Annotated in this window: 2 protein-coding genes and 2 pseudogenes; 1 reads left to right on the top strand and 3 read right to left on the bottom strand. The window is 58.1% G+C overall.

The genetic code is table 11. The features are described 5' to 3' along the window. On the bottom strand, nt 1–372 hold a 372-nt coding region (locus ASF13_RS11615), incomplete at both ends, for an AAA family ATPase (RefSeq protein ID WP_156365583.1). Nucleotide 373: 1 nt separating this feature from the next. Continuing rightward, nucleotides 374–1,078, bottom strand: a pseudogene (clpX, locus tag ASF13_RS11620) (ATP-dependent protease ATP-binding subunit ClpX); the annotation flags it as partial. 309 nt (nt 1,079–1,387) lie between these two features. Here clpX (ASF13_RS11620) and ASF13_RS11625 point away from each other — a divergent pair. After that, entirely contained in the window at nt 1,388–1,981 is a 594-nt protein-coding gene (locus ASF13_RS11625) for an ATP-dependent Clp protease proteolytic subunit (RefSeq protein ID WP_056236417.1), read from the top strand. Nucleotides 1,982–2,079: 98 nt separating this feature from the next. Here ASF13_RS11625 and clpX (ASF13_RS11630) read toward each other — a convergent pair. Further along, nucleotides 2,080–2,536, bottom strand: a pseudogene (clpX, locus tag ASF13_RS11630) (ATP-dependent Clp protease ATP-binding subunit ClpX); the annotation flags it as partial.

Consider the following 2,536-nt stretch of genomic DNA (forward strand, 5'->3'; position numbering starts at 1 on the left):
CCGATAAACTCAGGGATCAGGCCGAACTTGATCAGGTCCTCCGGCTCAACCTGCGCCAGCAGCTCCCCTTCCGTCGCCTTCTCCGCCTTGCCCTTCACCGTRGCGCCAAAGCCGATGCCGGAACCGGTGTCCACGCGCTGCGAGACCACCTTATCCAGGCCGGCAAACGCGCCGCCGCAGATAAACAGAATTTTCGAGGTGTCGACCTGCAGAAACTCCTGCTGCGGATGCTTGCGCCCGCCCTGCGGCGGCACCGCGGCCACCGTGCCTTCGATCAGCTTCAGCAGCGCCTGCTGCACGCCCTCACCGGAGACGTCGCGGGTGATCGACGGGTTGTCCTGTAGCCCCTCTGCGTGCTGCTCTACCAGCCCGNAAACTCCTGCTGCGGATGCTTGCGCCCGCCCTGCGGCGGCACCGCGGCCACCGTGCCTTCGATCAGCTTCAGCAGCGCCTGCTGCACGCCCTCACCGGAKACGTCGCGGGTGATCGACGGGTTGTCTGACTTGCGGGAGATCTTGTCGATCTCATCAATATAGACGATGCCGCGCTGGGCCTTCTGCACGTCGTAGTCACACTTCTGCAGCAGCTTCTGGATGATGTTTTCCACGTCTTCACCGACGTAACCGGCTTCGGTCAGCGTGGTGGCATCCGCCATGGTAAAGGGCACGTCAAGCAGCCGCGCCAGCGTTTCCGCCAGCAGCGTTTTACCGCTGCCGGTCGGCCCGATCAGCAGAATGTTACTTTTTCCCAGCTCGATGCCGTTGCTGGTATCGCCGTTGCGCAGGCGCTTGTAGTGGTTATACACCGCCACCGACAGCACCTTTTTCGCCCGCACCTGGCCGATGACGTAGTCATCCAGGTGGTGGCGGATTTCATGCGGCGTCGGCAGGGAATTACGCTCACGGTGCGGCGCCACTTCCTTAATCTCTTCGCGAATGATGTCGTTACATAAATCAACGCACTCATCGCAGATGTACACTGACGGGCCGGCAATCAGCTTGCGCACTTCATGCTGGCTTTTGCCGCAAAAAGAGCAGTACAGCAGCTTTCCTGAACCGTCTTTGCGTTTCTCTGTCATCAGTTAAACCTCATGCCTTCTTGAACAGACCTGAGTGGGCTGTCTTAATTTTCGCGTACCAGACCCTAATATAGCCCACTTTGCCGGATAAATGGGAGTAAAACCGGGTTTCAGGCCGGATTTCAGGCTTAAAACTGTGAACTCTGATGACACGCGCATCCCGCGCTGACAGCGCATTCCCCGGCGACTTTTGCACAATTAACCCGCTGTTTTGCATGATGAATAACGGGCGAAAAGCCGGTTGATTTAGCTGACCATTGGATTATGCTAAACTCTGGTCACTTACAGAATCCGATGGAGTTGTCAGGCATGCCTCAAGAGCCAAAGAAAGAAGAAAACGGCCAGGAAGAGAAGAACTCTGCGCTGGCAGTCAGCAAACTGCTGCAGTCGCGCTCGATCATTATCTCCGGTGAGATCAATCAGGAGCTGGCGGAGAAAGTCACCGCTCAGCTGCTGATCCTGCAGGAGATGGGCGATGAGCCAATCAAGCTGTTCATTAACAGCCAGGGCGGCCACGTCGAAGCAGGTGACACCATTCACGATATGATTAAGTTCGTGCGGCCGAAAGTGGTGGTGATCGGCACCGGCTGGGTGGCCAGCGCCGGCATTACTATCTTCCTCGCCGCCGAGAAAGAGAACCGCTACTCGCTGCCTAATACCCGCTTCATGATCCACCAGCCGCTGGGCGGCGTGCGTGGTAAAGTGTCAGATATTGAAATTGAAGCGAAAGAGCTGCTGCGCGCACGCGCGCGTATTAATCAGCTGATCAGTAAAGCGACCGGTCAGCCGCTGGAGAAAGTCGAGAAAGACACCGACAGCAACTACTGGATGAGTCCGGAGCAGGCGGTAGACTACGGTATTGCCACCCACGTCATCAGCCAGTGGACTGAGCTGAAAGTCTAAACGGCGCTAAGCATAAAAAAGAGCCCGCAGCACTGCTGCGGGCTCTTTTTTTTGGCAACTCCCCGGCGGCACAAAGCCACCGGGCAGGATTAACACCACTACTCGCCAGAAGCCTGCTGCGCTTCCGACTGGCCATAGATCAGCTTCGGCGCGCCGTTGCCGTCAATTACCGACTCATCCACCACCACTTTCTCCACATCGTCCAGCGACGGCAGATCGTACATGGTGTCCAGCAACGCGGCTTCGACAATCGAACGCAGGCCACGTGCGCCGGTCTTACGCGACATCGCCTTCTTCGCGATGGCGGTCAGCGCCTCGTCACGGAACTCGAGATCCACGCCTTCCAGGTTAAACAGCGCCTGGTACTGCTTGGTCAACGCGTTTTTCGGCTCGCGCAGGATCTGGATCAGCGCGTCTTCGCTCAGTTCGGTCAGCGTCGCCACCACCGGCAGACGACCGATAAACTCAGGGATCAGGCCGAACTTGATCAGGTCCTCCGGCTCAACCTGCGCCAGCAGCTCCCCTTCCGTCGCCTTCTCCGCCTTGCCCTTCACC

Origin of the sequence: Erwinia sp. Leaf53 (assembly GCF_001422605.1) — a bacterium.
GTDB lineage: Bacteria > Pseudomonadota > Gammaproteobacteria > Enterobacterales > Enterobacteriaceae > Erwinia.